Origin of the sequence: Bacillus sp. 95MFCvi2.1 (genome assembly GCF_000374965.1) — a bacterium.
GTDB classification, from domain to species: Bacteria; Bacillota; Bacilli; order Bacillales; family Bacillaceae_G; genus Bacillus_A; species Bacillus_A pseudomycoides.
In genome coordinates this window covers 1-23,069 of record NZ_KB895733.1, presented here as the reverse complement: position 1 = coordinate 23,069, position 23,069 = coordinate 1, and the positions used below count along the sequence as shown (strand labels likewise).

Below are 23,069 nucleotides of genomic sequence, written 5' to 3'. Positions count from 1 at the left end.
TCTACAATTAAACGATATGTTTATGATATTGAAGACTTTGGTCATTGGTTGCAAAAATCTAAAAAACTCCCTACATGCAATATATGGACGACACTTAATAAAAAGGATTTTGAAGCGTATTTTTACGATTTAAAGAAGAAACGACAGTACTCTGACAAAACAATCCATCGTGTCTATATTGTCTTAAATAGATTGTATCAGTATTTAAAACTACCAAATCCGTTAAAGGACATGCAACTTAGTATTCAACCGAATCGTGCGTTACGTGCTGAAGATTTTATTTCAAAAGAAGAAGAGAAAAGGTTAAAGGTCATTTTAACTTCATTAGAAGGATTAACAGAAAAACAACGTTCCGTTCGTCCAGTACTTATGGATCGTAATATTTCTATTGTGCATTTGCTCATTCATAATGGATTATCCTTACAAGAACTTGTCGGTTTACAGATGAAGCACGTCCATTTTGAAAACAATACGATCTTAGTACCAGGAATAGTGGGTATAGAAAGAACAATTCTTTTAACTGAAGAAGATAAAAAGCGTTTATTTAACTATTACAAAATTATTCCTGAACCCGTTCGTCCAAGTTACCATAGTAATGATCCATTGTTTGTAGCCTTTGATTTTACTCGGAAAACTTACCATTGGTCATATGAAAATGATGCGCCTAAAGCTCTAACAGAAATTGCTGTTCAAAAAATGATTCGAATTGAAGTTAAAAGAGCGAATTTACGAAAAGGAATTTCAGCACAACATCTTCGAAATACCTTCATTTTACGGCTGATTGAACATGGAATTTTAGAGGAACAAATTATAAAACAGGTAGGTTTTAAATCTAAACTTTCGTTAAAAAGATATTATGATTACATCGATTAAAAATAACGGAGGAAGATAGTATGAAGGAGAATAAAAAACAGGAGCAACAGTACATAAGAGTGTATACATTAAGGGATAGAAGTACCAAATCCATTAAAGTTGAATCTTGGCGAACGTTTAAAGAGGAGATGAGAGTTCTAGGTCTAAAAGAATCGGATATTTTTCAAATTCAGTTAATAAAAAAGCAATAAGAGAAAAATGAAGGGAGTATGTTGCAATGAATAAAGGAGATGCTATTTTACGGTTACTTATGGAAATGAAACTGGAGCTAAAAGAAGTAAAAGAGCAAATGGAACGGATGCAAAAATCTCTGGGAAACATAGAGAAACAAAGCCTAGCTAAACAAAGTGAAACCTCTTCGACTGTTTCTAAAGGAAATCGTGATTGGAAATATCCCTCTAAAATGAAATGAAATTGATAACAGTTACAATACAAATTAAGGAGTACAGTATTGGTGTGTACATTGATTTTTCGAATCTGTAACAATTAAGTGAAGGTTTTTCGTTTGCTTTGAAGAATACCTAACCAAATATGAAAATTAGATCGATTACACTTTTATTATGTTTTTACCATCTGAGACTCAAATATATAACAAAGCATTTACGAGAAAGGAGATTGAAATGAAAAAAAGAAAAGGAGTAATTCTCCCTCTTGTATTAGCTATTTTATTAGGTGCATGTCAACAGAACGATAAAGAAGAAGCTAAAAGTGAAGAAGAAAAAGTTATAGACACTATTGTGGAAACGGTAGATGAAAAGGACTTCCTTAGTGCCTCCATGAGCGATACACCAAGAACAGTAGACTTAGAAATAGCTGATACTGTAAATACAAGTAAGTTAAAAAAAGCGATTAACACTCAATTAAAGAATCAAGATATTAAACCATATACAATTAATGTGAGTCAGAGAAATATGGACATTGAAAAGAAAGAGAGGCGATGGAGCGAAGTTTACAGTTCTATTTTTGATGAAGTGTTTACCAAAAATGGATACAAAGGTTTTGGAATTAAGCCAGTTAATTTCGAATCGAACCAACCATTTATCCTTGCTATACATACTACAATAAATAAATCTGATCCAGGAGCCAAAGAGTTTGGAAAGAAAATAGAAAAAGAGGTTGATGATTTACTTAAAGTAAAGAAAGTAAATAAATGGATTGAAAATGATTTGTATACTATTGAAGTTTATAGTCAAGAGAAACAAAGAATTAACTAGCAAATAATCGTTTTTGCAAAGGAAAAGGAACCCACATAGTAGGGATTCCTTTTATAAAGCAGAGAGTTTAGTTGTTTGATGCTCAATAATTTCACCATTATCAATGGTATACAAATCATCACACAATAACTGTAATTCATGTTGATCGTGGCTAGCTATAATAATTGTTTTACCTTGCTGTTTTAAATCTAATAAGAGTTCTCTTACAATTTTTACAGCATTCTTATCTAGCGCATTTGTAGGTTCGTCTAACACTAGAATATCTGGATTTTCCATTACTGCTTGAGCTATTCCTAATCGTTGTTTCATTCCTAATGAATATTTTCTTACTTTTCTTTTGTCAGTTGGTTCTAAACCAACCTGTGTCAAAACACCTTTAATATGTTCATCATTAATTTTATTTTGAATAGACGCTAGTAATTTTAGATTTTGGAACCCTGTATAACTTGGAAGAAATCCAGGATATTCGATTAATAATCCAATGCTGTCTGGAAAATTATTATCAAGCTTTTTCTGATTAACGAAAACTTCCCCTTTATTAGGTTTTATCAAACCGCAAATTGCACGTAATAACATGGTTTTACCAGATCCATTTTTCCCTTGAAAACCATAAATCTTTCCTTTTTCTAATCCTAAATTTATATTGTTTAGTACAGTGTGATTTTTTATTACTTTTGTAAACTCTTTAACTTCTATAACGTATTTCATAAACTCACCCCTTTATTCTTCCTCTCTCATGACGTCTTTTCTCTTTATAATACTAAAAAAGACTATTAACGAAATGATAAACAAAACAAGATTATAAATATATGAACCGGCTGGACTCATATTAGTGAATGGCTTATGTCTAGTGAGCATTGCTTGTGCTCCAGGGCTATAAAAGGAATTTGTAAATACAGGTATTAAATAAAAAATACCTAGCAATATAAAACTATATATCGGTTTAAGCAACATACTTAAGGTAATATGGAACATACCTAGCGATAGAGATGTTGTATACATTAATAAGAAGATGGTCAGTATTACAATATACGGTTGATCCACCTTGTTTCCGGTCATATTAAAACCAGTTAGCATAATAAAAATACAAAAAATAGTAACATAATAAAATGTAACATTAATAATGAGCCAACATATTTTACTTATAATCCAGTTGTTCTTCTTCTTAAGTCTTGTAAAAACATACATGCCATAGGTCATATAATCTTCAGACACATTGCTTCCGATAATAAAAAAAATATAAAGTTGTACGAGTAAAAACATATATGGTATTTCAATTGAAGAGTCCGGGACTTTGGCACCTTTAAAAAAGTAATTTATGAAGGCATCGCTAGTAAGTTTATTGTTTGTTTGCGTAAATAAAAGTGTAATTACACCAAAGATAATAAAACAAGATAACCATTTCCATCGATTTGTGTAAAAAGAAACTAGCAAATCGTATCTCAAGACATTTTTCAATATAATTCTACCCTTCTTTTTTCAGTACTACCCATTCTTTAGGGTTCAGCATAACTTGTTTTTGTTCCTCCTTGCTTAGGAGCATTGATTTTTGTAATGTTGGAAGGATACTATAATACACCCCATATTTTACATCTTCTTTTGTAAGGGCACTATATTTCAAATAGGTCTTCGATTCATAAGGTTGTATCTTGGATATCTCTCCTTTTGTTTCAGATGCAATAAGTTGATTACCAATACGTAGGTCATTTTTGTCTAGAATATACGCAGGGTTAATTTCCTTTTTCCCATGATTTTTAATTGTTACATATAATTTGAGATACTTATAAACCTTCGGTGATACCTCATTACCTTCAAAGGGTTGGTTAGATATTTCGTACTTTACAGTCATAGCTACATCTTCAAACTTCGCAAATTCCCCAGGCTGATATGTTGATACGTTTACTTTTTTAGGTGTATTCTTATTAACATTTGTATAAAGAAAAAAATATGTAGTTCCTAATATGAGTAATACTATGGTTATGATGCCTATCCTCTTTTTGGTCATATCACTTTTCACCCCTAATACTTTGAGAAATAAAAGATTTTCTTTTTATAACCTGTAATCCAAGACTATAGAATATAAATGATAAAGTTAGTAAAAATAAAAACGCTTGTGTAAAAAGTTGCAAGTTTCCTTCTTCTTGAGTTTGTATGCTTGTTTGCCAAATAAATAAGCGAATTGGATTATAGCCATGTAACTCACTCATAAACCAAACACATACGATGAAAAAAGCAACTACAGTTTGATTTACCACTAATCGAATAACTAAAAATGCTAAACAAATAGCGAATAATCCAACTGTTAATAAGAAACCTCTGATCCAGTAGTCCCAAATATTCGCATTAAAATTTAAGTTAAATAGAATACTATAAAACAAAAGGGTGAATTCAAATAAAAAGCTAAATAAAGTAGCTATTATTATGGTTTTAGAGACCATTGCATACCAAATTTTATTTCGATTTCGAATACGAATGATTATTATATCGTTTTCATATATTTGTAGGAATGAAGTGATACAGAACAAGCATAATGGTGCAAGCATTAACGCAATTATATTTTCACTCATGCCATAATGTAAAAATGTTGTTATATCGGTATTATTCGCTCTTTTAATGTAATACATGGAAAATAAAGCAATGATGTTAAAAATAAAAATGGTGAAAAATAAGGAAGGTAAGTATCCTTTTACAGTTTCTAATTGTCTTTTAATTAAGTTCATGTTTTTCACCCATTTTGATAAACAAAGTTAAAGTGATATACATCATAGAAATCCAAAAGATGATAATAAAAAATAAGGATGCATTTTTCTCTCCAGAGGGTCTTAGGAATCTTTCTGGAGACCAATTATTCAAACCAGAGAACTCACATATCGCTGAGATAATAATCCAAATAAAAAATGGCACTAAGCAAACAATATACTTTTTGGAAGTAAATAGCCCCGCACTTAACCCGATTACCGCCAGAAAACCAGCGTATAAAAAATTGATTAAGCAATAGAACAGTACATACAAAATAGGATTAGAATATATTAGATCAATCATTAATGATCCATTAACTATTTGAAATGTTCCATAATGAACAGGCCAGTTGGGAAATAAACAAGTTAAAATGATGTAATGTAAAAGTAGAGGTAGCACAAATAGAATTCCACCAGTTAAAAATGTAGCTATAAATTTAGCTAGTAAATAATGCTGTTTTTTCGCTCTTGCATAAAGAAAGCAAGTGTAATTTAAATTGGTGTCTGATGCGTACGACCAACTAAAGGGTAATACCACTAATAGTGGAGTAAAAAAGAAAACTGTTCTCAAAATCCCCGTTTCATTTACATTAAGCCATAAATAGGTAGGAGTTATAGTATCTATCGTCATATATGCCTCTTGTACTGTAGGTATAACTTCAAAGAGAATATTGTAAATCATATACAAAATAAATAGACCAAGTGGTATTAAAAAAGCCCTGCTTTTAAATGCTCTTGATAATTCAAATTTTAATATAGAAATCATACATATCACCTCTAGGGAAAAAGTGGTGCATCATTACACCACTTTTTCATTTCTAAATAATGTTTTTATTGATATATCTTATCTACTATCAGGACTCCAAACCCCTTCTACCCTACAAGATGTCCAATTATTAGCCATACTTGCGGCTATCGTTATATCACGTTGACCGTAAAGTTCATGAGCATTGTTCTCTATTTTATAAACACCATATGCATCACTCGTATATGTTCTTGGTGTAGATACTTGCTCTCCATTGTGTAGCATCTTAATCCAAGCTCTATATTTTTCACCACCATTATTAGTCCATTGGATTTTTTTATATACACTTGAGTCATTATATTTCGTTCTATATCCAGTATTGTCACTGTGCTGTCCATTACCATCCCAACTTGCATCAAATGCGAAATACCAATGTTTATCTACTGTATCTGCATGTGTAATTGCACCAGAGCCAACAGCTACAACAGCACCTGCTAAGAGTGTGGTACCTAAAATCTTTTTGATTTTATCCTTCAACATAAATTTCTCCCCTTTTTCAATATACAAAAAACATCATTAAAATTGCATTTGATATTTATCGTATATGTAATGATACATGTTTTTTGAATATCCTTTCAGAGAGGCCTCTCAGTCTTTAAGTCGATTTTCAATGTAAGTGGTGGTATACCAACCTCATAATAACTTACAGATATTGTATGTGTAAATGAATTTTCAGAATATTTTTCTCGCTATAGATTTTGGGAACATTTTCGTGAATCTTATCAAGATAATAGCGACATGGGTTACAAGAGAAATTCAAAAAATTATGGGAACAAAATTTTTTTATATAAAATGAAAAGAAGAACCTTATTTTTAAAAGTTCTTCTTTTCAAGTTTTTCTTCTAATATTTTCTTGTCTTCATTATTGGATGTTGGTGCTTCCCATTCGCTTTCTATTTTTCGAAACCATTTACCGATTTTACTTAAATAATGCCTTTTTACTTCCCCATATGGAATCCAAATTTCACGTTCCTCTATTCGATTCATCACTTCACTAAGAATGACATCATGCTCGTATTTTTTAGGTCTTCTATGATTCACTTGTACAAATTTTGTATATTCTCTACGAAGCCAATTAGAAATGCGTTCTTTTTGTTGTTGTCTGAGATGCGACCATTTCTTATTTGTTTGACGGATCTGGCCATTAATTTTTATATGATTTTTCATAGACACGCCTCCTATTACTTTCAAAGCGAATATATAACTATCGTAGCACACTAAATTCAGAAAAGGGAAAGAATCCCCTAATGAAGGTTTCTGTGTTTTTTATTTTTAATTTAGGTACGTGAAATTATTTATATTTTGCTAAAAAAAGCCCCTATAAATGGGGCTAATTATTTTACAAGATACTGTTGTACCTCTTTTATTAGTAGCTCTGCACCTTCTGGGCTTAATGTAATCTTGCCGTTTGCAAGAGAAATATTCTTATCAGATACTTCTCCTGTTATTGCACAAGCACCATTCGCTTCATATTTTTTTAAGATGATTTTTTCACCTTCTACATAAATCTCTAACGGTGTCTTTTCTTGTATTGCTAGCGTGCGTCTTAATTCCATTGGTATGACTATACGTCCTAATGGATCTAATTTTCGCATTACTCCTGTTGATTTCATGAAACCTCTCCCTCATATAATCTATAGCTCTATATTTTATACCCTATGCCATTTTTCATTGTAACAAGCTTTCTCCAAAGATTGAAAACATTATAAACCAAAAGCTTACAATCATAATAACAATCTCTTTACACCTTTGTGAAAAGGGATACTGTGTTTCTTCCATCTATTGATTCCTCCTTTTGTACAAAGATCTCCCCCATTAAAATGGTAAATCGTCGTCCGAAATATCAATTGGTTGACCTGAATTAGAGAATGGATCATCATTCTTTTTAAATCCAGAATTACTAGCTTGATTAAATGAGTTCGAACCTTGATTACCAAAACCAGCTCCTACTGGCTGTTGATTAAATGAATTATGTTCTCCTCCACCACTATTACGTGGCTCTAAAAATTGTACGCTCTCTGCAACAACTTCTGTCACATATACGCGCTTCCCATCTTGCCCATCATAATTACGTGTTTGAAGACGACCATCTACACCAGCTAAACTACCTTTCTTTAGATAGTTTGCTACATTCTCGGCTTGTTTACGCCAAATAACATATCTCCATAAATATGTACATAAACTTCATGTACATATTTATCCTTATCCAACACTCTAAAAACAAGTGGATTCTGAATTTTAGGAATTTACTGTTGTACAAAAAAAAGCGACAATATATTATAGATTTATACACATATCTTTCGACCAAATCCCTAAAGATAATGTACAAAATTATGTGATTGGGGGGACAGTAAAAAATGATTACTCTACAACTAAAAAATTATAAGTTTTTCTCTATTCCTGTTTGGCTAGAATGGAATACTTCAAGTAAAGGTGATATAACAAATAAGAAATTCTCAATTATTGGACTTAAAGAAACTTCAAATGACATACACATTGTACATCCATTAAGCGACTTTATACTAAGCAATTGGAAATATAATGCTTACAATACCCAAAGAAAACATTGTAATAATACGGTTTCTTTTCTAAATTACTTATTAACTAACAAGAAACAGTTAGGGATTAATAATCTAAAAGAATTAAAACTAGTACATGGAAATGATTTTCTTAATAATCTATCTCGTAATGAAAGAACAGTAGGTACTGTTAAAGATGTTGAAAGAACATTAACATTATTTTATATATGGCTTCAAAAAAAAGGATGCTTACCAATGGTAAATGAAACCCTTTTTATAAAAAAAGAGACTTATCAAGGAAAATATTATTTCCAATCCCCTTTTGAAGTCATCTATCCCACCAAAAAAGTCTCAAAGCAAGAACATATGTTACCAGCAAAATACATTCCTCTATTATTAGAAATTGCTACCCTAAAAACAAAGCCAATTGCATTAGGAGTCTATCTACAAATATTTGGTGGCTTAAGAAGAGGTGAGGTCGTCAATTTGAAACGTTCAAACTTAAAGAGAAAATTAAATACTGGAGATTTTCTACTCACTCTAAAAAATCAAAATTTCAGAAAGGATATTAAAGATCATTCTGGATCCAGTAGCGTAAAAAAGCCTAGAAATCAAGCCGTCCTACAAATATTTGATTGGGGAAAAGTTCTTTTGGCAGATCATATTAATTTATATAAAGATCATACTGACTCAGGTGCTCTTTTTATAAATAGGGATGGAAAAGCTATGTCAGGAAAAAGCTACAGTCAATATTTTAATAAACTAAAACATGATTTTATAAATTTCTTAAAAACATACGGTAACTCAGAAGAAAAAATTCTTGCGAATCATTTACTCCTTGCAGATTGGTCTACTCATATAGGACGGGGAACTTTCACTAATCTTATTGCCGAAAATACAGATAATCCTCTAGAAATAGCTTTTCATCGTGGTGATGATAATTTATTATCATCTTTAACATATATGGTTAAGACAGATAGAATGAGAAAAAAAATCGAAGATAAATTCGATAATATGCATGAAAATTATCTCCCCCGCCTTATTGATAGAAATAAATTTGATTAATACCATATTCCCTTCAAAAAAGAGGTGAACAAATGTCTACTGAAAATAATAGTGAACTCCAATACATAACTGTACTGGAATTTAGTAGGTCACTAGGAATTCACGAAACTACAGCTTATAAATATATTAAAAGAGGGCTTATTTCAAATATAAAAAACATTAAAGGACGTATACATATCCATATAGACGAGATAGAAAAAACAAAAGAAAAAGCTAACCTAAATCCTGTTGACGATAGAAACTCCTACCTAACAACGTATGAAGTATTTGAAGTTTTAAAAAAAGACGGTTTGTGTATACGAGGAACATCATGGATTCACAAAAAGGTTTCCACTGGATTAATAAAAAGATACATGAAATTCAAAAATAAACTTTATATTCATAAAGAAGAAATAAAAACACTAAAACTTTACTATTTCGAACATTATAATGCAAATATTCCGTCACAAAAAATTGAGGATTACTATACAATTAATGAACTTAGCCTAGAACTAGGAATATCCAAAAATCAAATTCACAAATACATATATGAAAATAAAATCAACACTTTTAAACTCCCTCATGCTAAAGGAAATATATTTTTTCTAAAGTCTCATCTGTCACTAATAAAAGAAAAGATTGGCTATATAGATAAATATAACCCTAAAGAATTTCTTTCCATCCAAGAACTAATAAGTCAACTTGAAAAACATAAAATTTATGTGACTGATAGATCAATCCGACAGCTAATATATACAAAGCGAATACTAAATTATGTAATGCATCTAAATAAATACTATTTTCATAAAAACGAACTCAGCCAGTTATTAAATTATTTTGCTGAAGAAGGATATTATGAACATATCCATACAGAAACACAGAAACAAGAAAAAAACAAACCTATGACAAATTTCTTAACTGTTAAACAAGCATCAGAAAAACTACAAGCTCCACCAATTTGGCTAAGAGGGCTGTTAAAAGACTACTTCCCTAATTCAAAAAAAGTGCCTGCATCTGGTGGATATCATTGGCTAATATCAAAAAATGATATAGAGAATTTCCAAAAAGAATACTACTATAATCATAATACAGGGAGGCTGCATTTAATAGACCACTACGATTTGGATACCTTACGCTCTATTTCAGGATTTACATTTGATAAACTACGTTTAGATATAAAAAAAGGACTACTGACAGGTGCTATACTAAAAAATAAAAAGTACTTTATCCCTATCCCAAATGCAAATAGGTATTTAGAAAGTCTACAATATGTATTAGATACTATTTATGATACACATACAGCTTTAGAAGACTTATTAGAACATTTTAATAACCATCCCCCTCCCAATGGTTTAATAAAAACATCGTCTTTTTATAAAAAATGGGTGGAAATCAAGATTAATTCCAGTAATGCAAGACCACCCTCCTTAAGAGGCAATATCTTAAAATTTATTAACTTATATGACAAAATGCTTTCTTATTTCCAAGGTGAAATATGGACTACTTCGAATGCTAAAATAGAGCTTTTTCTTTCCAATAGAACCTTATCTAATGAACTTAAAAAAATTTTCGTTCAGTTTTTGTCATATTGTGATACTCAAAATGGAATAAATAGAGAAAAAAAATACTTGTACTACTACACAAAAAAAGATGATACTTATTCAGAAAAAAATATGTACTCATTTGAAATTTATCACCAATATTATTCTCATGTTCAAAACATTGAAATACATATTACTAACGCTACTACATGTAGATACTACGCCAATATGTGGGCATACACAATAATTCTTCTCACCAATAATTGGAGAGGAATAGATATCGTTCATGAATTCCCTTCTATAGAACTGGATTTTATAAGAGCGGACAAGTTATCTTGGTTCAAAACCAATAAATTAACCATGGAAGAATCACAAAGTATTATTAATCAGCTTTATATTAAACTTCGAAATGCAGTAGCAAATAAAGTTTCTGTACTTTATAACTTCTATGTATCTCCAAACTTAATAGAGAGCTTAGCGCATTCACTTGTCATTTCTGAACTTCATAAAAGAAATATACAAAATTACACTGCCCTTCCAGAAAACTCTCGTATACTTGGTACTTTCTTTTTTGGCAAAAAAATTGTATCAGCCAAAGTATCTGGAAAGGATCAGCATTTAAACTTTTTTAATCCCTCTCCTCAATTAAAAGATTTTGACTGTTTGGTCATGAATAGAAGTACCATGACTTATCTTTTTTATTCAATCTTAGAAGATGATGGTGAAGATGCTGATTTAGCCCTAGAAATTACAAAAAACACCCGATCACACAAAAATTCAGATACAACTGCTATTTACATTCAAGCAAAAAATAAAGACGGCAGCATAAATAGAGTCTCGGTTAACTTGTTAAATCGTGGTATGTTTGGGTGGTTATACAACTATATTTTACTTAGATTAAAAGAAGATATACAAAATGGACAAACAATTGAAGAACGAACCGATACTATAAAAGAACTACGTAATTCTATTTCACCTATGGAACTAGAAAAATGGGCAATCCTTTTGCAAAATCTTTATACTAATAAAAACCGTGTTATAGATGAATTCAAGCATCTTCCAATTGAAGAACTGAAAACACTTGCAATAAAATTATTTACAAATCAAATGCCTTCAAAAGAAAAAACGGGCCAATGTCTTGTATACCCTAATTGTAAAAGAAAAAATCTAAAAACATGTTATTCTTGTGAGTATTTTATCCCTGAAAAAATGGTGTTAATTGAAGCAATTAGTGAACTTAAAAGATTAACAAGTTCATTAGAGAACACCAAATATGATGCTATTAGAAAAAGGGATTCGTTTTTTCTTCTCAATATTATTTTGTTAATTGACGAAGCAATTAAAGCTTTTGGTATTGATGTCGTCAATTCTTTTCTTCCTTTAAAAGAAAAAACAAAAATATTAGAGAAAGTTAAACAACGTTTACTTTTATAAAAAAAATACTATGTAAAGGATATATATAATGCAATTAAAAAAGATAATAAATATGGGAAACACGCCAATAGCCGTTACTGAATCTATAACTTATAACGATCTTAATGTATCCAAATTCGAAAATATATTTAACGATTTACTTATCAATGGATATATAATGGCAAAATCTTTTGATGATGATGAATGGCTTATTCCATGTAACATCCAAAATACACCTTTTAAGCTGCCGTTTCATAAATTGTTTTCACATAAAAAATTATGCACCATTATTAAATACTATCTTTTATTACGGCGTGCTTCAGGTATCTCACCTTCAACTATAGAAACCGAATTCAATATACTCAAGAAAATAATTTTAGCAACCGAGGGAGTAACCTCCACAGATCAATTCGAAAAATTACTTTCTAGTCTCAGCAAACCTTGGGCTTCAACATTAGCACTTGTATTTAAAGAATTCTTAGAATTTTCACGGTTGCCAGGACATGAAAAATACATAGAAATATGCGACTCATTCCCTTCACCTAAATGGAAAAATAGAGATCTACCCAATTTTTATCATGTCCTGCTTTTTGATGAAATCATTAATGATTTTAAATATAAGGTGGTCCTACCTAAATACCATAAATATTATCCTGTAATTTTATGGTGGACTATTACAAATATTATTCCCATGAGACCCAATGAATTTTTAAGAATGAAATATAATTGTCTACATGAAAAAAACGATGGTAAAACATGGATTATTATTCCGAGATCGAAACAAAAGTTCGATAGCCCCAAACAAGAAGAATATTTTCAACATATTCTTGTTACTGATGATATATCTAAGGCGATTAAAGATTTTCAATATGTGTTGGATACGTATAACATTCATACAGATAATCTATTTCCACAAGAATTTTATTGTCAGTTTTTTTCTAGAAGTATTAAGAAATCCACAAATAGAATTTTAAAACATCAATTTCAAACTTTACTAAATAACTTTTATACAGAAATTGTTGAACAGATGTATTCACAGCACTCTTTAGATAAGATTTCTCCAGGTGATACAAGGCATTTTGCAATCATTAATATGTTTTTACAAGGATTTAATGTTTTATCCATCGCCAGATTAGCTGGACAAACAACTATACAACATGCGTCAAACTATTATTCTCACGCCAAATTATTTGCTCAATCATATGTATACAGACTTACTCAAACTATAGTTGAGAAACAAGCTCAAAACAAAATGTCTGGTGGCTTTTTGGGAACTAAAAGAAAAATTTTTGATAATAGAATATTATATTCACCTAAAAACTCAGACCAGTACCAGAAAGTTGATTATGGCTACTGCACTGATAAAAATTTTCCTAATAATTGCGTTGAGGACTGTAGAATATGTGTTAATCATTACTTTTTCAATCCATCTATCGATGAATATGACAAGGCGATTAAGTGGTTAGAATCATACTCAAGGGATTTAGAAAATAGAATCAATAATCATCTTGAATATATTAAAGAATTTAGTTTATCGAAGTCACATGAACGAGTGAACTATCACGAGTCTCTTCTAACTAAACATTCTAGACAACTATTAAAGTATATGGACCACAAGGCTATTGTTGATGCAAAGTTTATAGAGGAGTGAAAGAACTGATGCTAAAAGGAAGACAAAAAAACTCAGGGCGACCTAGAATTTTTACTGATCAGGAATTAAAAGAACTTGCATTAGAAGTTAAAAACAGATTAGGGCACGTACATTTAACTTATTCCCTTCTTGAAAAAGAGACCGGCATTGGAAGAAACACCTGGAAGAGAAGATTAGAAAAAACTATAGCTGAATTAAATAAACCTATTTATCGAACAATTAGTGTAAACGATGATGATGAGGTATATTTTCCAAACATTGAACAAATTTTTGAAATTTATAAGGGGAATACCCCTAAAATTATTAATGCACTTCATGGATTTGAAACAATGTTTATTAAATTGTATGAAGAACTCCATACCTTAAAAAAAGATGAACAAAAAATTATCCATATAAAGCAAATTACTGCTGAAAAAGATTTACAAATTAAAAAGCTTAAAGTACAAGTTGAACATTATAAAAACCTTTACGATCAATTAACTATTTCTAGTTCCTTCCCTCACTTACAAGAAAAAACAGGACTCAAAGACAATCTTTTAGATTTCAACGCTAGCGTTGATAAAAACAGTAGTTTAACAAACTTTAAAACTCTATTCAAAACTTCTAAAGATTCAATAGAACCCTCAGAAAAAAGTGATTTAGAGGAACCTTTCAATAAACTACAAGAGATGTTTCCTGATTTTTTCAATGAAAAATAATAGAAAACATGTACCAAACAAAAAGAATCCATTTTTTAAAATGGATTCTTTTATAAAACACCAAAATAATTCTCTTGTGTGATAATCATCGTTTATATGACAAAACTCATGAAAGAAATTATTAAATAGCATAGTGATATTGTCTTTATTTTCATCCTTTAACTCTTCTGCAAGATACAATCCAAAAATAAATTCAGATCTAAAAAAGATAGAGGTTTCCTCTTCACCTAAATTATTCTTATAAAAGAGAACCATCGCTTGACCTTCACTTACTTCATTCTTAGTATGACCTGTCTCCAAGCCTTTTTCGGCCTGAAAGGCGTAGAGTTCTTTAACATATTCATTATTCACATCCGAGAATTTCTTTGCCACTTAGAACCATCGCCCCACGTAGGGACGGTAGATTTGAAATGCATCTTACTGGTACCCCCATGTCTTTCTCCTTTCTTAACTCGTGCTTTTTTTAGTTTAATGCAAGAACTTGTGTAAGTAAAATAGATAAAAATAATAAAATACTATTAAATATGGTAAAAACCAAAGCACTCTTTATCTTCATTTTTGTCCCATCTACTATCTCAACTCATCATCCAACGGTACAATAATTTCATCCAAGACTTTCCGCCAATCACGTTTCATTACCTGAGCATACTTGAATGGTTTTGCTTCTGGATGAACCGTCTTGTAGCCTTCATAGTCCTTGCTATCAATAATCCCACCAATATTCGGTATCGGATCTGTACCAATCATGTATTGAATGGCAGAAGAATGTAATTCATTTTCTGAGACAAACCATCCTTTGGCAAACTCCTTGATTGTCTTATCTCTTGCTTGCGTGAAGTAGTGTCTTTTGACCATAAAGATGTCTTCATTTTCATCCAATTCTTCGGCATCCATTGCATTTAAAATAGCATAATAGACTTCTTTTACACATTCGGTCTTATTCAATTTTTGTAAGGCTTTTTCAATTTCAGCCCGAATATCTTGGTTATTAGCAGAATACGTTCCCAACAAACGGTCAATATAAGTAGAATCGATATCATATAGTTTGATACTATTTTCCCCATAGAATTCAATACCTGAAAAGTCGGCCGTTGATTCTAAATCTTTCTCCTCTTTTTCTACTAGTGATCCTTTGATGGTATTGTACACACCCACTTGTTCTTCTAGAATATGTACTTGTTCTTGCAATGACTTCGAACTTTCCATATCGTCGTTGTAGTCATCATAGGTTACCAATGCTTCATAGGAATTATTTAGTTCTTGGAAAGCCTTCACGTAGTCAATTCTTGTTTCCATTGGGGTGTGTTCATCTAAGTCACCTGGTACAATCACAAACTCTTTGATTTTCTTGTAGGCTTTTTCGAATCGTTTCTTGGATTCTTCGTATGTTGGATATACTAAACCAGATTCTTCTTTGGCTTCTGAATATAGCTTAGTAGCATCTACAACATTCTTCTCCATCGTGTGTGGCTTACGGAAAGTAGCGATTAAACCTTTTGTTTTTTCTGGATAGGTACGATTGGTGCGAGAAAAAGCTTGAATCAAGTTCGCATAACTCAGGTTTCGATCCACAAATAGCGTTTGAATCGTTGGTGCATCAAATCCTGTCAATAAGCGATCCACAACAATGACCAGGTCAATTTGTTTCCCAAACTCTTTAAATTCTGCTTTCTTACGCGCTAATCGGTTGTTGATATCACCGTTATAGCGTTCGATGTCCGTTAAAGACCACGCCGTACCATAATAAGCATTGTATTCCTTTATAATTTCTTGCATTTCGGTTTGTTTATCTTTAGAATCCTCTGTATTTTCATCTAGTGAATAAGTGATTGCAATGCGTGGAAAATCCGGATCATCAATCGTTCTTCCAGCACGAATCGGATGATTGGTAAATTCTTTTTCTATCCAATTGCGATCTTTAGTCATTTCTTTAATCGCCTGATAATAGCGTTTTGCCATGTCAATGGAACTGGTTGTTAAGATTGCTGATTTTTGTGGTCGGCCATTTTTAAAATCAAACTTCATATAAGCATTATCTGGGCGGAAAATCTTACGCAATACTTTTTGAGTATGCTCATCACTTTCATAAACACTATTATCCAAGTATTCTTCTTTTTTCACACCATTCATTTCATCAATTAGTTGATTAATATGATCAGGATTATAAGTCGCGTACTTTTCTACTTGTCGTAATTGCTGATAGATTTGATTATTGAGTGACGTCGGTTCAATCGTATCTTCGTGTTCGACTTGGAAACCTAAGACCGATCCATCTTCTAAAGCATTTTTAATGGTATAGGTATGCAAGACTTCCCCATATTGATCGTGAGTCGTACGCGCCAATTGTCCTTTGGCTTGTTTTTTGTTTTCTTCGAAGATTGGTGTACCTGTAAAGCCAAACCACGTCGAGTTTGGAAAGAAGCCTTTGATTTCTTCCAGACCTTCTGCACTCAAAGCACGATGACATTCGTCAACGACAAAGACAATATGTTGACCTAAAAGTTTCTTGAAGCGATTAGTTCCTTTTTGTTCTTCTTGCTTTTTGGCATAGCGCAACGCGGCATCCAATTTTTGTCGTGTAGTGACAATCACTACATTTGAATTGGCATCTGCTAGTAATGTATTACTAAGTTCTTTGGCACTGCCTGTTCCTACAATCAAACTATTAGCTTTAGCATTTCCAGAAGAAAGACCGGTATTGAATTCTGAAGCAAACTTCGTAAATTCAGTTGTTGTCTGATTATCCAGATCTTTTCTATCTACTAGCATAATCGTACGATCTATTCCAGACTTTCGTGCTAATAGTTTGGTAGAGACAAAACTAGTTAAGGTCTTGCCAGAACCTGTTGCATGCCAGACATACCCTGATTGATGCTTGTTCGCAGCAGTAAATAGTGCTTCAATCGCATGGACTTGGTAAGGATGTAATACCATCAATGTCTTGTTATCTTGATCCTCACTGACAATTGTATAGTTGGCAATTAACCGATGAGCATCAGGTATATTCAAAACTTGTTTACAAAACTCATAGAGATTTTCAACTTTTCGATTGTCTTTGGTTCGCCAACTAAAGATAAATTTTCGATGCATGTCTTTTGGCATCGCATTGGCAAAGTAGCGAGTCGTCTGTTCGTTAGAAATAACAAATAACTGAAGAGTAGAAAAGATATTATTTCTAAACATCCCTTCTTCTGCATATTTCTTGACTTGATTATAGGCTTGGAATACGCCGTCTTTGGCACGAACCTGTTTCAATTCAATTTGAACAATCGGTAGCCCATTGATTAAAAGTGTCACGTCAAATCGACGATTACGACCATCTATGTTTGCTTTTTGTTTCGCAATCTGATTAACGACTTCGTATGTAGATATCCCACCACCAATGTCTTGGTTGGAATACAACACTAACGACATTGAACCTAGGGAAACATCTTCACGTTCAATCGTAATTCTAGAGATTCCATTTTCCCCTTTAAGCCATCTCGCAGCATCAAAAGGTGTCTGTGTTCTCAATAGTAATTCTGTTTTAATAGTGTCAAATTCTTTATCAGAAATTGGATGATCTCCAATTTCTGATAAGTTATTTTGCGTAATCTTTTGACGCAAGTTCTTCCACAAGTCTTCTTCAGATTTTAAATCTGGGCGATAACTCCACTGATTATGTCCTTCCCCTAGAACCTCAATCAGGCGACATTCCACTTCAGCTTCATCATTATGTGATATCTTTGTCATGTTTCTCCCTCTCTTCTTTTCACTTAGACAAACATCTTTTGCAGGAATGCTTTTTTCGTTTCTTTTAGGGCATCTAATTCACGCTGATGAAGTGTGATGAGGGTGTCCATATCATCAAAAAACACTCCAATAATAGATTGTTCATCGAAACTTGGAATAGATATCTTATAATTTGAGACATCTTTCTTAGTCAATTGTGGTTGGGCGCTTCCGAAGCTAATTAGATCAATCTGCTTTTTTCCTAGTGGAGATTTAAGAAATTGTGTTAAGAAACTTGGATTAACTTTTTCTTTTGAACGAAGTAGCAACATCCCAGAGTTAATTCGGGCATAAGGTATATGCTTCTGTACATCAGCATTATACCAAGCGATATGTCCCAATGAACCACGTGAAGTTACTACTATGTCATTCAGTTCTAACTTGCCATTCCCAAGTGAACTTGACTTTTCTTCTGTTATATATTGGTTAGATTCAAAAGAGAATCCATTCTTAGTTATGTTTGATGCACTAAGAAACAATGTGTGTCCTGCTTCTAATAGATCACCATTTGATGGGTAATTTTTACCTCGATCCCCATCCAACACGTTAACAGCTTCTGATAATTTACACTGTTCCCAATCACCAGTAAATCGTGGGAAACGAACTTCTGGTACGGACTCCCCTTCTTTTGGAAACATTTTTTGCAAGATGCCCTGTTTTGTTTGTTTGAGGGTGGTTAGTTCTTGCTGCTGAAGAACGATTGTATCGTCTAATTGTTTAAAAAAGTTTCCTATTTCCTTTTGTTCTTGATAAGAGGGTGATAGAAATTGATAATCTCTTATCTTACTTAATCCTAAGAACTTTTGAGTATTTCCTGCGTTCTCATTTCGTATATATTTTCCAAATATTGTTGACTTCAATAACTGTATTAGAAACTCATTTGTAACCTCACCACCATGTTTAATAAGGGCTACATTTTTAATTGCAAAATTTTCTCTATCAACTATAACTGGATTACCTATTGTACCAATCATCCCAAAAATAATGTCCCCAATATCAACTTTGGATCTTTTATTAATCGATTGATAATCTTCTTCAGAAATAAGTGAAACATTAGTCATGTCCAAACCATTTTCTGTTAAATTTTTTGAAGTAACTAATGGAAATCCTTCATTGTAATATTTTGGAGAATCATGTGTTCCATCACGAACATCTTTAATATCCGATAACTTACGCTTTTCCCAATCCCCAGTAAATCCTGCAAATCGAATTTCTGGTGTATGATTATTTTTCACGATTAAACACCTCTAATGCTCCTTTGATCCATTCAGCATCTTCTTCTCCAAATTGAAGTGAAGAAATCGTCTCAAATAGATTTTGTTCTAAGGCTGCTTTTTCTTTGCGAATCTCTTTGATTCCTGCACCAATTGAAGCCATATCCACTGGTTCCTCTTCTTCAAAGGTATCTACGTATCGAGGGATATTCAAATTGAAATCATTCTCTTTGATTTCATCAAAGGTAGCGACATGAGCATATTTCTCAACATCTTCTCGCTTCTTATATGTTTCAACAATCTTATCAATGTTTTCTTTAGAAAGTTTATTTTGATTCTTTTCTTTCGTAAACTCATTACTTGCATCAATAAATAACACATCTCGAATGGTACGATTCTTCTTCAAGATGATGACTGTTGTTGGAATTGATGTCCCAAAGAATAAGTTTGCTGGCATACCAATTACAGCATCAATACTGCCATCTTCTAGTAATTTCTTACGAATCACACCTTCTGCAGCTCCACGGAACAGTACCCCATGCGGTAAGGCGATTGCCATTGTTCCGGAATCTTTCAAATGATAGAACCCATGTAAAAGAAAAGCAAAGTCTGCTTTTGATTTTGGTGCTAACTTCCCGTAACGATTGAAACGAGAATCATCTAAGAACGTATCATCTGAAGACCATTTTGCAGAGTATGGTGGATTCATTAATACTGAATCAAACGTATAAGGTTCATTTGTTGGCCAATCCTTATTCAAGGTGTCCCCATTTCGCAATCGCATATCTCCTTTATCTACACCATGCAAGATCAAATTCATTTTTGCTAAGTTATAGGTTGTCGTATTCAACTCTTGTCCATGATATTTAACACTATCAGGATAGTTTAAGTAGTTTCTGACATTCAACATCAAAGAACCCGATCCCATGGTTGGATCAAACACGCTAAATAGTTTCTTGTCTTCTTGACCAATAGCAACAATTTGAGCCATCATGTCTGATACCATGTGAGGAGTATAGAATTCTCCAGCCTTTTTCCCAGCTTCTGAAGCGAATTGGCTAATAAGAAATTCGTAGGCATCGCCAATCACATCTCCATCATGACCGATTACATCTACATCATCCAACTTCTTCAAAACTTCGGTAATAGTTACATTACGTTGTTGATCATCGGCTCCTAATTTTTTCGATTGTAAATCGACATCATCAAACAACCCACTAAATTGATCATATTTTGTTGATAATTGAATAAAACCCTTATTCAAATCATTCAATTGAAATGTATTTTGTTTGGCTTGAATGGTTAGAATGTTGAAAAGATACTCTGGTTCAATATCGTATCCTAAGGTATCAATCAACGTTTCAATCAAATCTTTTTTTGTATCATCATCTGCTAATAGTTCCATGTACAACTCAGTTTGTTTATTTGGTGTGTTGTATTCTTCACATGACTCATCTGCTAATTCAACTACTTTTTCTAGTAACTTATCGGATAAGTATTTGTAGAAAATCAATCCTAGTAGATAGTTTTTGTATTCTGATGCGTCCATTTTGCTACGAAGATTGTCTGCAGCACTAAATAGTCGTTGGTTTAATTCTGCTCCCATTGTTAAGCTCCTTTATTTAATTAATTAATTAATCGTTCTTATTTTACCATTAAGTAATCGCAAAATATCTTAGAAAAACAAAAAAGTCGTATCTAATTTCTTAAGATACGACTTTTTTATTAAAAAACTGAATTTAAATAAAGTTTAAAATGAAAATGAATAAAAGCATACATAAAAGTATAAGATGTTGATATTGAGCTAAAGAGGCAGTTTATTTTTATAATAAATTTTTCCTAAAACACCTGAAAAAGAAGCATTTTGAAAAATTTTATCCAAAGTACTTCTTATTTTTTAATTGTTTTTTCACACTATATAATTGTAATATCGAAAATTGGTGAAATATAAAAAATTTTAATTAATAATTATTAAAACACAATAAAAGTAATTTAAGGAATATATGTATACATTCGTATACATATAAGATTAGGGGTAATTAAAATGGCCGAGACATTCCGACGTGGTAAAATTGAGGACTATATTTACAGGTTAAAATTAAGAAAAGATATTCTAATTAGGCAATTAACACAAAATGAATTAGCATGTGTAAGAGAAAATCTAATTGGACAAATACAATCAATAGACTTTATTTTAAATGAATTAATCAAAGAATTTAATATTAAAGTTTAATTGAATGGTATACAAATGTATACTTTTTAATTTTGCTAAAGAATTTTGGGCGAAATTAAAAAAAGCTCTAGTTCGCAATAAAATTTCATTTCGCCCAAAATAATGCTTGCCTATTTGAGCCACGATTATTGATTCACTATTATTTAGAGTTGATGATATAAATATTTATTGTGGATTAACGATATTACAATTAAACGATTTTACCAATGAATTTTTCAACAAGTATTACTCCATCATCAGGGGAACGAACCCTATATCTTTTTCCCTCTAATTCCGTAGTAACTTATCTAATTCCTACGATTTCAAAAGTATTAGAACAGATTCTGATAGAAGAACAAGTTTTGACGCCGGTTATGGGGGGACTTCTTCAACATTAGACATTTTTGATATTTTTATACAACCAGTATAACTTTATTTTAAATAGTACATCTTTATTATAAACGGTACGTTTTTATTTCAAATCTACATCAAAGCACTCTTGCTCCAATATCTATTTAAACTATTCTCAAGATGTTGATTCGAAATATGCGTATATTGTTGGGTGGTAGTAACGTATTCATGACCCGCAATAATTCTAACCACACTTATATCCATGCCATTCTCTATTAATTGTGTGATATAGGTATGTCTTAAATCATGGAAATTAAACTCGATGCCAACTTTCTTTTTCACCACATTAAAAACGGAATATATCCCTAAATACGTTAACGGTTTCCCTAAATTTTATTTTTGCTGTGATACAAATAAATTTCCATGTTCTGTATCAATTTTATTTCTATCTTCCATAATAAAATCATCTATTTCATCAAGTAATGACATCGGAATGTATAAATTTCTAGTCTTACCTTTTGACTTAATATTTTCTAACACTCCAAGTTCTTTAGATGAATCAGGATATGGAATGTCTTCTATTTACAGTTCTAAGACTTCTCCTATCCTTGCACCTGTTAGACACATGATTTTAAAGATTTGTTTATCTCTTCAAGTAGGTAAATGATCTAATATTATTTGCACATTTTCATTGGATACAAGATGAAAAGTAGTTTTGTTTTCCTTCACTTTAAAAATGGATTGCTTTGTTTTGTTATTGCTTTTCGTATGATGGAGTAAACTTTTAAACATATCAAATGGTCTATTAACATTCTTTTTTATAAAACCACAAATTACATTACTTTAAATATATTCACTTTATTATATATAGATTCATTTTATTATGTGCAATTATATATCATGATGGCATGTACTTTTTGTACATGTTATTAATTTTGTACAGCTACCTATTTCAGTTCAACGTTAATACTGCTAATAGATGGGATAAAAAATACAATTATGTACATTAGAGATCATGGAGATAT

22 protein-coding genes and 2 pseudogenes are annotated in these 23,069 nt (G+C 31.6%); 9 read left to right on the top strand and 15 right to left on the bottom strand.

The features are described from left to right. The 4 genes from C568_RS0128315 to C568_RS0128300 form a co-directional block, all read left to right on the top strand. Positions 1 to 873: tyrosine-type recombinase/integrase (locus C568_RS0128315; protein ID WP_018783494.1), on the top strand; the 873-nt coding region annotated here is incomplete at its 5' end. A 20-nt stretch (positions 874 to 893) separates the two neighbouring features. Further along, positions 894 to 1,064, top strand: a complete 171-nt coding sequence (locus C568_RS34940) for a hypothetical protein (RefSeq protein ID WP_018767471.1) — start codon at positions 894 to 896, stop codon at positions 1,062 to 1,064. A gap of 26 nt (positions 1,065 to 1,090) precedes the next feature. Then, positions 1,091 to 1,285, top strand: a complete 195-nt coding sequence (locus tag C568_RS0128305; RefSeq protein ID WP_018783493.1) for a hypothetical protein — start codon at positions 1,091 to 1,093, stop codon at positions 1,283 to 1,285. Positions 1,286 to 1,493: 208 nt separating this feature from the next. Next, complete coding sequence (locus C568_RS0128300) at positions 1,494 to 2,087, top strand: DUF4030 domain-containing protein (RefSeq protein WP_018783492.1); 594 nt, start codon at positions 1,494 to 1,496, stop codon at positions 2,085 to 2,087. Between the two features lie 51 nt (positions 2,088 to 2,138). Here C568_RS0128300 and C568_RS0128295 read toward each other — a convergent pair whose 3' ends face one another. The 9 genes and pseudogenes from C568_RS0128295 to ssb form a co-directional block, all read right to left on the bottom strand. Beyond that, a complete protein-coding gene (locus tag C568_RS0128295) occupies positions 2,139 to 2,795 on the bottom strand; it encodes an ATP-binding cassette domain-containing protein (protein WP_018783491.1) in 657 nt (218 codons plus the stop codon). A 12-nt stretch (positions 2,796 to 2,807) separates the two neighbouring features. Beyond that, on the bottom strand, positions 2,808 to 3,350 hold the full coding sequence (locus C568_RS35905) for a hypothetical protein (protein ID WP_231399083.1): 543 nt from the start codon (positions 3,348 to 3,350) through the stop codon (positions 2,808 to 2,810). Between the two features lie 202 nt (positions 3,351 to 3,552). Next, positions 3,553 to 4,092 carry a hypothetical protein gene (locus C568_RS0128285; RefSeq protein ID WP_018783489.1) on the bottom strand — a complete coding sequence of 180 codons (540 nt, stop codon included), beginning with the start codon at positions 4,090 to 4,092 and terminating at the stop codon, positions 3,553 to 3,555. A 1-nt stretch (position 4,093) separates the two neighbouring features. Beyond that, entirely contained in the window at positions 4,094 to 4,807 is a 714-nt protein-coding gene (locus tag C568_RS0128280; protein WP_018783488.1) for a hypothetical protein, read from the bottom strand. Further along, a complete protein-coding gene (locus tag C568_RS0128275) occupies positions 4,794 to 5,591 on the bottom strand; it encodes a hypothetical protein (RefSeq protein WP_018783487.1) in 798 nt (265 codons plus the stop codon). Before C568_RS0128275 ends, C568_RS0128280 begins: the two co-directional genes overlap by 14 nt. A 78-nt stretch (positions 5,592 to 5,669) precedes the next feature. Next, on the bottom strand, positions 5,670 to 6,110 hold the full coding sequence (locus C568_RS0128270; protein WP_018783486.1) for a hypothetical protein: 441 nt from the start codon (positions 6,108 to 6,110) through the stop codon (positions 5,670 to 5,672). 333 nt (positions 6,111 to 6,443) lie between these two features. Beyond that, positions 6,444 to 6,797, bottom strand: a complete 354-nt coding sequence (locus tag C568_RS0128265) for a hypothetical protein (protein WP_018783485.1) — start codon at positions 6,795 to 6,797, stop codon at positions 6,444 to 6,446. A 167-nt stretch (positions 6,798 to 6,964) separates the two neighbouring features. Then, positions 6,965 to 7,243 (bottom strand): AbrB/MazE/SpoVT family DNA-binding domain-containing protein, encoded by a 279-nt coding sequence (locus C568_RS0128260; RefSeq protein WP_006097646.1) that lies wholly within the window; start codon positions 7,241 to 7,243, stop codon positions 6,965 to 6,967. 202 nt (positions 7,244 to 7,445) lie between these two features. Further along, positions 7,446 to 7,787: pseudogene (gene ssb / locus C568_RS31465) on the bottom strand (single-stranded DNA-binding protein); the annotation flags it as partial. 200 nt (positions 7,788 to 7,987) lie between these two features. On the opposite strand from ssb, the gene C568_RS0128245 reads away from it, so the two are divergent. From C568_RS0128245 to C568_RS0128230, 4 genes are read left to right on the top strand one after another with little or no spacing between them, the layout of a single operon-like run. Beyond that, positions 7,988 to 9,214 (top strand): hypothetical protein, encoded by a 1,227-nt coding sequence (locus C568_RS0128245; RefSeq protein WP_018782100.1) that lies wholly within the window; start codon positions 7,988 to 7,990, stop codon positions 9,212 to 9,214. A gap of 32 nt (positions 9,215 to 9,246) precedes the next feature. Then, entirely contained in the window at positions 9,247 to 12,168 is a 2,922-nt protein-coding gene (locus C568_RS0128240; RefSeq protein WP_018782099.1) for a helix-turn-helix domain-containing protein, read from the top strand. A gap of 28 nt (positions 12,169 to 12,196) precedes the next feature. Further along, positions 12,197 to 13,798, top strand: coding sequence for a site-specific integrase (locus tag C568_RS0128235; protein WP_018782098.1), 1,602 nt, complete (start codon positions 12,197 to 12,199; stop codon positions 13,796 to 13,798). Between the two features lie 8 nt (positions 13,799 to 13,806). Continuing rightward, entirely contained in the window at positions 13,807 to 14,496 is a 690-nt protein-coding gene (locus C568_RS0128230; protein ID WP_018782097.1) for a hypothetical protein, read from the top strand. Here C568_RS0128230 and C568_RS0128225 read toward each other — a convergent pair. The 4 genes from C568_RS0128225 to C568_RS0128210 all read right to left on the bottom strand — a co-directional run bounded on the left by C568_RS0128225 (position 14,458) and on the right by C568_RS0128210 (position 21,087). Then, entirely contained in the window at positions 14,458 to 14,868 is a 411-nt protein-coding gene (locus tag C568_RS0128225; RefSeq protein WP_018782096.1) for a hypothetical protein, read from the bottom strand. The two genes, C568_RS0128230 and C568_RS0128225, sit on opposite strands and share 39 nt — an antisense overlap. Positions 14,869 to 15,066: 198 nt before the next feature. Beyond that, entirely contained in the window at positions 15,067 to 18,228 is a 3,162-nt protein-coding gene (locus C568_RS0128220) for a type I restriction endonuclease subunit R (protein WP_018782095.1), read from the bottom strand. Between the two features lie 23 nt (positions 18,229 to 18,251). Then, positions 18,252 to 19,502 carry a restriction endonuclease subunit S gene (locus C568_RS0128215; RefSeq protein WP_018782094.1) on the bottom strand — a complete coding sequence of 417 codons (1,251 nt, stop codon included), beginning with the start codon at positions 19,500 to 19,502 and terminating at the stop codon, positions 18,252 to 18,254. After that, the gene (locus C568_RS0128210) at positions 19,492 to 21,087 is read right to left on the bottom strand and encodes a type I restriction-modification system subunit M (RefSeq protein ID WP_018782093.1); all 1,596 of its coding nucleotides are present in this window, start codon (positions 21,085 to 21,087) and stop codon (positions 19,492 to 19,494) included. Before C568_RS0128210 ends, C568_RS0128215 begins: the two co-directional genes overlap by 11 nt. A gap of 438 nt (positions 21,088 to 21,525) precedes the next feature. On the opposite strand from C568_RS0128210, the gene C568_RS0128205 reads away from it, so the two are divergent. Beyond that, positions 21,526 to 21,714 (top strand): hypothetical protein, encoded by a 189-nt coding sequence (locus tag C568_RS0128205; RefSeq protein WP_018782092.1) that lies wholly within the window; start codon positions 21,526 to 21,528, stop codon positions 21,712 to 21,714. Between the two features lie 462 nt (positions 21,715 to 22,176). On the opposite strand, the pseudogene C568_RS36595 reads toward C568_RS0128205, so the two are convergent. Beyond that, a pseudogene (locus tag C568_RS36595) lies at positions 22,177 to 22,419 on the bottom strand (tyrosine-type recombinase/integrase); the annotation flags it as partial. A gap of 18 nt (positions 22,420 to 22,437) precedes the next feature. Continuing rightward, positions 22,438 to 22,584, bottom strand: a complete 147-nt coding sequence (locus tag C568_RS35900; protein ID WP_018782091.1) for a hypothetical protein — start codon at positions 22,582 to 22,584, stop codon at positions 22,438 to 22,440. Positions 22,585 to 23,069 lie beyond the last annotated feature (485 nt).

Excerpts from the sequence above, each read along its gene's own strand:
- C568_RS34940 (WP_018767471.1), top strand. The coding sequence starts at position 894 with ATGAAGGAGAATAAAAAACAGGAGCAACAGTACATAAGAGTGTATACA.
- C568_RS0128305 (WP_018783493.1), top strand. The coding sequence starts at position 1,091 with ATGAATAAAGGAGATGCTATTTTACGGTTACTTATGGAAATGAAACTG.
- C568_RS0128300 (WP_018783492.1), top strand. The coding sequence starts at position 1,494 with ATGAAAAAAAGAAAAGGAGTAATTCTCCCTCTTGTATTAGCTATTTTA.
- C568_RS0128295 (WP_018783491.1), bottom strand. The coding sequence starts at position 2,795 with ATGAAATACGTTATAGAAGTTAAAGAGTTTACAAAAGTAATAAAAAAT.
- C568_RS35905 (WP_231399083.1), bottom strand. The coding sequence starts at position 3,350 with ATGTTTTTACTCGTACAACTTTATATTTTTTTTATTATCGGAAGCAAT.
- C568_RS0128285 (WP_018783489.1), bottom strand. The coding sequence starts at position 4,092 with ATGACCAAAAAGAGGATAGGCATCATAACCATAGTATTACTCATATTA.
- C568_RS0128280 (WP_018783488.1), bottom strand. The coding sequence starts at position 4,807 with ATGAACTTAATTAAAAGACAATTAGAAACTGTAAAAGGATACTTACCT.
- C568_RS0128275 (WP_018783487.1), bottom strand. The coding sequence starts at position 5,591 with ATGATTTCTATATTAAAATTTGAATTATCAAGAGCATTTAAAAGCAGG.
- C568_RS0128270 (WP_018783486.1), bottom strand. The coding sequence starts at position 6,110 with ATGTTGAAGGATAAAATCAAAAAGATTTTAGGTACCACACTCTTAGCA.
- C568_RS0128265 (WP_018783485.1), bottom strand. The coding sequence starts at position 6,797 with ATGAAAAATCATATAAAAATTAATGGCCAGATCCGTCAAACAAATAAG.
- C568_RS0128260 (WP_006097646.1), bottom strand. The coding sequence starts at position 7,243 with ATGAAATCAACAGGAGTAATGCGAAAATTAGATCCATTAGGACGTATA.
- C568_RS0128245 (WP_018782100.1), top strand. The coding sequence starts at position 7,988 with ATGATTACTCTACAACTAAAAAATTATAAGTTTTTCTCTATTCCTGTT.
- C568_RS0128240 (WP_018782099.1), top strand. The coding sequence starts at position 9,247 with ATGTCTACTGAAAATAATAGTGAACTCCAATACATAACTGTACTGGAA.
- C568_RS0128235 (WP_018782098.1), top strand. The coding sequence starts at position 12,197 with ATGCAATTAAAAAAGATAATAAATATGGGAAACACGCCAATAGCCGTT.
- C568_RS0128230 (WP_018782097.1), top strand. The coding sequence starts at position 13,807 with ATGCTAAAAGGAAGACAAAAAAACTCAGGGCGACCTAGAATTTTTACT.
- C568_RS0128220 (WP_018782095.1), bottom strand. The coding sequence starts at position 18,228 with ATGACAAAGATATCACATAATGATGAAGCTGAAGTGGAATGTCGCCTG.
- C568_RS0128210 (WP_018782093.1), bottom strand. The coding sequence starts at position 21,087 with ATGGGAGCAGAATTAAACCAACGACTATTTAGTGCTGCAGACAATCTT.
- C568_RS0128205 (WP_018782092.1), top strand. The coding sequence starts at position 21,526 with ATGGCCGAGACATTCCGACGTGGTAAAATTGAGGACTATATTTACAGG.